Annotated in this window: 4 protein-coding genes and 3 pseudogenes; 2 read left to right on the forward strand and 5 right to left on the reverse strand. The window is 67.0% G+C overall.

What is annotated here, in order from left to right; genetic code table 11:
- A pseudogene (locus tag AB0G17_RS27555) lies at positions 1-186 on the forward strand (transposase); the annotation flags it as partial.
- A gap of 66 nt (positions 187-252) precedes the next feature.
- Here AB0G17_RS27555 and AB0G17_RS27560 read toward each other — a convergent pair.
- The gene (locus AB0G17_RS27560) at positions 253-615 is read right to left on the reverse strand and encodes a helix-turn-helix domain-containing protein (protein ID WP_361388338.1); all 363 of its coding nucleotides are present in this window, start codon (positions 613-615) and stop codon (positions 253-255) included.
- A 96-nt stretch (positions 616-711) separates the two neighbouring features.
- Between AB0G17_RS27560 and AB0G17_RS27565 the strand changes: the two genes are divergently transcribed.
- Positions 712-1,593 carry an NAD(P)-binding domain-containing protein gene (locus AB0G17_RS27565; RefSeq protein ID WP_361388341.1) on the forward strand — a complete coding sequence of 294 codons (882 nt, stop codon included), beginning with the start codon at positions 712-714 and terminating at the stop codon, positions 1,591-1,593.
- Positions 1,594-2,048: 455 nt separating this feature from the next.
- On the opposite strand, the pseudogene AB0G17_RS27570 reads toward AB0G17_RS27565, so the two are convergent.
- The 4 genes and pseudogenes from AB0G17_RS27570 to AB0G17_RS27585 all read right to left on the reverse strand — a co-directional run.
- A pseudogene (locus AB0G17_RS27570) lies at positions 2,049-2,242 on the reverse strand (hypothetical protein); the annotation flags it as partial.
- Positions 2,243-2,994: 752 nt separating this feature from the next.
- On the reverse strand, positions 2,995-4,269 hold the full coding sequence (locus AB0G17_RS27575; protein ID WP_361388344.1) for a glycosyltransferase: 1,275 nt from the start codon (positions 4,267-4,269) through the stop codon (positions 2,995-2,997).
- Positions 4,266-4,856 carry a tetratricopeptide repeat protein gene (locus tag AB0G17_RS27580; protein ID WP_361388347.1) on the reverse strand — a complete coding sequence of 197 codons (591 nt, stop codon included), beginning with the start codon at positions 4,854-4,856 and terminating at the stop codon, positions 4,266-4,268. The genes AB0G17_RS27575 and AB0G17_RS27580 overlap by 4 nt, the downstream gene beginning before the upstream one ends.
- 194 nt (positions 4,857-5,050) lie before the next feature.
- Positions 5,051-6,029, reverse strand: a pseudogene (locus AB0G17_RS27585) (hypothetical protein); the annotation flags it as partial.

A 6,029-nucleotide genomic window follows, 5' to 3' on the forward strand; every position in this document is an offset into this window, starting at 1 on the left:
CGTGGCAGCAACGGCGGCAGGCCCGCCGGGTTCGACCCGGCGCGCCATGCCCGCAGGAACGAAGTGGAGAGGCTGATCAACCGGTTGAAGATCTACCGGGCCGTCGCCACGCGCTTCGACAAGAGAGCGTACGTCTTCCACGGCACCGTGACCATCGCAGCCATCCGCCTCTGGCTCCGCACATAACCCGTCAGACAGAACCTTGTCGCGGCCATCAACGAGTGGCTGTGACCAGCACGTTCACAACAGACCCTAGCTCGCCTTCTCCTCCGGCCCTCGAGTGGTCGGCCGCTCGCGGCCCCAGGCGGCCAGCGGCTGGAGTGCGTCGTTGAGGCGCATGCCGTCCTCGGTCAGCGAGTACTCGACGCGGGGCGGCACCTCGTCGTAGGAGACGCGGTGCACGACGCCGTCCGCTTCCAGCTCACGTAGGTGAGAGGCCAGCACCTTCTCCGTGATCCCTGGAAGCAGTCGGCGCAGCTCGCCGAAGCGACGGCAGGGGTGCTCGTGGAGCGCCCAGAGGATCAGCACCTTCCACTTGCCGCCGATCACCTCCATCGCGGTGTCGATCCCGCAGACGTGTCCGTCTGGTGTGCCCGGCCGGTTCAGCGTCGTCATGCCCCACCCTTCTGACGTGCTCGCTCACCCCGGGGTAACCACCCACTACCAAGTGCGTACTTGATCACCTCCGGACTTGTGACCAGCCTAATCGGCATGGCACAGAACACTGTTGAGAAGACTCCCGTCACGATGCTGGGCCTCGGCGCGATGGGCACAGCGCTGGCCCGCACCTGGCTTGCCGCCGGCCACCCACTCACCGTCTGGAACCGCACCCCGGCCCGCGCCGCGGCACTCGCCGCCGAGGGTGCAAGGGTCGCGGACACCGCCACTGAGGCGGTCGCAGCGAACACCCTGATCGTCCTTTGCCTGTTGGACGACACCTCGGTCGATGAGGTGCTGGCCGGCACCGACCTGGCCGACAGAGAGCTGGTCAACCTGACCACGAGCACCCCCGCGCAGGCCCGCGCCCGCGCCGAGTGGGCCCGCGAGCGTGGCGCCCGTTATCTGGACGGCGGGATCATGGCTGTTCCTCCGATGATCGGCGTCCCGGAAGCCGGCGGATACGTCTTCTACAGCGGCTCGCGTGAGCTGTTCGAGCGGCACCAGCAGACCCTGGGCGTCCCGGCCGGCACCACCTACGTCGGCGAGGACGCGGGCTTCGCGGCCCTGCACGACGTGGCTCTGCTCAGCGCCATGTACGGGATGTTCGCCGGCGCCGCGCATGCCTTCGCCCTGATCCGCAAGGAGGATATCGACCCCGCGTCGCTCGCCCCGCTGCTCGCCGACTGGCTCGTCGCGATGGCCCCGGCGGTTCACCAGACCGCCGACCAGTTGCGGAGCGGCGACTACACCAAGGGCGTCGTCTCCAACCTCGCCATGCAGGTGGCTGGCACGCCGACCTTCCTGAGCACCGCCGAGCAGCAGGGCGTCAGCCCGGAACTGCTCAGCCCGTACTTCGAGCTGATGCGCCGCCGCCTGGCCGAGGGCAGCGGCGAGGAGGACCTGACGGGGGTGATAGACCTGCTGGTGCACTGACGAGCCGCTTGCCGCCACAGAAGCAACCGTGCTGGTCACAGTCCTCAACGAGACGCTGTGACCGGCACTTTCACAACACCCGCTAAACCGCGCTGGTGCAACTGGAGTCCCTGCCTCCCCTGAGGCGCTCGGGGGGGTGCCCCTATCTCTTTGGTCAAGGTCGTGGGTAAGGGTGGCGGCATGACGACCTGGTTTCGCACCTACTACGAGGACGACGATCTTTGGCAGTACTTCGAGGCCGACGACGAGGGCTGGGCCGCGCGTCAGGTTGAGGTCCGGGGGCAGGACTCGCGTCCGGTGACAGCGGCCTCTTTGGAGGAGGTACTGCACTTGCGTGATCATGCTGATATCGCAGCGATGGGCCGCTATGAACGGCAGTACGGGGGTTCTCGCCGAAGGCCCCAGGGATGGCTGGCAGGACGATCCGAGGGCGGCCCAGATCTCCGCGGAGGAGTTCAAGCGGCTGTGGGCTGAAGCAAGGCAGGCTCTCGGCGGTTCAGCCTGATCTGACGGGTCGGTTCGTAGAAGGTTCCGTCGCGAAGCATGGCGAAGAGGGCGTCGGCCCGGCGTCGGGCGAGGCAGAGCAGGCCTGGGTGTGGTGCTTGCCCTGGGCGGTCTTCTTGTCGTAGTAGGTCCGCGAAGCCGGGTTGGTTCCGGCCGTGAGGGCGTTTGGCGGCCTGGGGCCTCGCCCTCACGCTCTCGCTCCGTTTGCTGGTCTGCTGTCGGGTGGTGTGGTGTGGTGTGGTGTCGGCCGCGGCCGAGCCGTCTGGCCAAGGGGTGGTCTCGCAGGGCGACGTCTGTCTCGCATGCCCTCGATGCACGCGGGGCGGATGCATATCCGCCGCCCCGGCCTTTGGCCGGAGGAGCGAGGACACCGTGCATGCATGCACCCGCTGCCTCTTCTCATCGACGGCGCCTGCGGACACGCAGGATCCCTGCGTGCCGCGCTCTCGTCACCGGGCCGGTACGGCCCGTCTCCGGCTGGGAGTCGTGGTCGGGCCGTGGCGGGCTCCTGCCGCCGGCGCTTGCGGTCGCCCTGCCGAAGCCACTTCCGTGCCCGGTACCCGCGAACCGTGCATTTCCCCTTGTCACCACGGGTTTCCGAGGTTGCGCCGCGTCGCGTCGTCACAACCCTCTTCTCTCCTCCTCTCACTGACCCGCGGGGAAATCAGGTGGGGGTGGGGTGTGAGTGGTGGGGGAGATCATCGGGTTCGGGGGCGCGGTGCCCTCGCGGCAGGGCGGGCTTGGCGGCGCGCTGCCGGTGACGGGTCGGTGGGTCAGGCCGGTGGCGGTGAGGTCTGAAGGTGGGGCAGCGGGACACAGTTCAGCCCCAGGTTGAATTACTTGCAGGTATGGGCGGATCGCAAGGTCGCTTGTCCACGGTGCCCCTCGCTCAGGGCATCACACCAGCAGGGGGCCACCGCACCGTTCGGCGCCGTCCTTCACCGCGATCAAGTTGGCCTGCACGTAGGAGATGTGGTTTCTGGAGTGCCAGTCAGTCGGGTAGTAGGTGACCAGCCGTGAACTCTGGAACCTGGCCTGGATCTCCGGTACGAAGGCGCGGTATTGGTTGTCGGTGTAGTACCAGAACGAGTTCTCATTGTAGTAGGCGACATGCGTCGGGTCCTGGTACGCGCCCCGGCCGTCGGAGCTGGGAGTCTGGCTGAGGAGCATGCCTCCCGGTGCCAGCAGCCGGTACAGCTCGTTGATCAGGGGAATCTTCGCAGGCACGTGCTCCAGGAAGTCCACCGCCCGGAGCAGGCCGACCGAGTTGTCAGGGAGGTCCAGGGGCCCGGGCAGCGTCGCGACGATGTCGACGCCGTCCCTTGGGTATTGGTCCACTCCCAGGTAGCCGAGCGGCTTGCGGTGCGCAGCGCCGAGGTCCAGCGCAAGCAGCCCGCGCCGTTTGGTCCAGGCGAGCGTGCAGGCCTCGATGTATTTGTCGTACAGGGCTACGGTCTCGCGCTGAATGTGTGCGTTGACCTCGGTGTCGCGCTGGGTGTTGTCGGGATGCATCCGCTGGAGGTACAGGCAGCGAGGGATCCGGTGGAAGTCGCCGGCCTGGAAGAGACGGCACATCAAGTCCTGGTCGTCCAGCACCGTGCGCGTGGCGTCGTACCCGCCGACCTGCTCATAGATGTTCTTGCGGAACGCCCGCACGTGGTTGGGGGCGTACCAGATGTACGACACGTTGTGCGGCGTCGGTGCCATGGCGATGGCCTGCAAGAGCCGGCGACCGTCGACGTCCACCTCCTCGTACTGCCAGCCGTGCGCCTTGTTGAAGCGCGTGTCGTCCCGGGTTCCGTCCTCGGTGATCTGAGCGGTATGGCTGTAGGCGAGGACGATGTCGGGATTCTCGTCGAATGCCTTCGCCAGTTCCGCCAGGCAGTCCGTTGCCAGCAGGTCGTCGTGGTCGAGCTCGACGAGGATCTCTCCGCGTGCCAATTCGCAGGCGCGGCGCTTGGCAGCTCCGACCCCCCGGACGCCGTCCGCGACCTCTAGCCGGACACGGTCGTCGGGGTGTTCCGGCCGCCATCGCGCACCGTTGTTGAGAAGGACGATCCACTCCCAGTCGGAGCGGGTCTGCGCTTGCAGGGTCGTTAGGCATTCGTCCAGGAAACGCGGTCGGTGGCTGGGGGTGAAGACAGAGAACTTCGGGGTCGGGGAAGAAGTCATCTCTTGGTTCCTGCCGTGGCTGTCGGTGCTGCGCTCGCGGAATCCCGGAACTGTTCCGGGACGAGCTGTTGGAGGGACGGGTCGGCGCGGACGGCGAGGCCGAAGGCGTCCTCGGCCTCTCCGTCACGGCCCGCCTTCCCCAGGGCCTGTCCGAGGTGCAGATAGGCCGTGGCGGCCTTGGGGTTGGCGCCCACGATCCGGCGCAGGAGCACGATCGCCTGATCGATGTCGCTCGACTCGATCAGGATCGCCTTGTTGTAAAGGGCCGATTCGAAATTCGGATCGATCTTGAGGGCTTTGTCGTAAGCCGCGCGCGCGTCGGCCGTCCTGTTGTCGTGCTGGGCGATGACGCCGAGGTTGTACCAGGCGAATTTGTTGGCGGGGTTCAGGTGCAGCACCTGTCGGAAGCTACGCTTCGCCCCGGAAAAGTCCTTCTTCTCGCCCTGCTTGATACCTGCTTGGAGCAGTCCCTCCGCCTCAGAGACGAGCTGGGCCGCAGGTGCTGCGGTCCTGGACCCGGTCGAAGGCGTGATCTTGGGGTCCGCTGTGAGCAGTTGGACCCAACCGGTGAACACACTGGTGACCACGACTGTTGCGGCGAGTCCGGTCCACACTACGTTCCGCGTTTTCACTGGGGTCTACCTCGCTGATCTGGTAACGCGACTGAGCCGGACGGCAGGGGCAAGCACCGTTGGCTGTGCGGACGATGCTCCCGGGGTCCGTCGCTTGGTGCGGCCGTGAGCGCCGGCCGGCCGAGCATGGGGTGTCACGGCGCGGGGGTTCACGGCGCGCATACCGCGTAGACGGTGACTGAGCCCACGCCGTTGGAGACGGCCTGCCAGCCAGTAGCCGGGGAACCCCCGATAGGACGACTGTTGAGCATCTGGAGGCCGACTACCGACGTGCTCTGGTAGCCGCCGCCGACGGCGAATGTACCGGCGGGGCACAAGACAGTGGCTTGTCCTGTGGCGGTGCTGGTGACGACGTGGCTCTGCGCCCCGGGGCTCGCGCCCTGGAACCCCTGGTTGCCCTGGAACCCTTGGGTGCCTTGGAATCCTTGTGTGCCTTGGAACCCTTGGGTGCCTTGGGCGCCTGTGGTGCCTTGGGTGCCCTGGAATCCTTGCGTGCCTTGGGCGCCTGTGGTGCCTTGGTTGCCTTGGGTGCCCTGGAATCCTTGTGTGCCTTGGGCGCCTGTGGTGCCTTGGTTGCCTTGGTTGCCTTGGAATCCTTGGGTGCCTTGGGCGCCTGTGGTGCCTTGGTTGCCTTGGGTGCCCTGGAATCCTTGCGTGCCTTGGGCGCCTGAGGTGCCTTGGTTGCCCTGGAACCCTTGGGTGCCTTGGGCGCCTGTGTCGCCCTGCGTGCCTTGGTTGCCCTGGAATCCTTGGGTGCCTTGGGCGCCTGTGGTGCCTTGGTTGCCTTGCGTGCCCTGGAACCCTTGGGTGCCTTGGGCGCCTGTGGTGCCTTGGTTGCCCTGGAATCCTTGGGTGCCTTGGGCGCCTGTGGTGCCTTGGTTGCCTTGGGTGCCCTGGAATCCTTGTGTGCCCTGGGCGCCTGTGGTGCCTTGGGTGCCCTGGAACCCCTGGGTGCCTTGGGCGCCTGTGTCGCCCTGCGTGCCTTGGGTGCCCTGGAATCCTTGTGTGCCCTGGGCGCCTGTGGTGCCTTGGGTGCCTTGGGTGCCCTGGAATCCTTGTGTGCCCTGGGCGCCTGTGGTGCCTTGGGTGCCCTGGAACCCCTGGGTGCCTTGGGCGCCTGTGTCGCCC

Origin of the sequence: Streptomyces sp. NPDC023838 (genome assembly GCF_040639555.1) — a bacterium.
Lineage (GTDB): Bacteria > Actinomycetota > Actinomycetes > Streptomycetales > Streptomycetaceae > Streptomyces.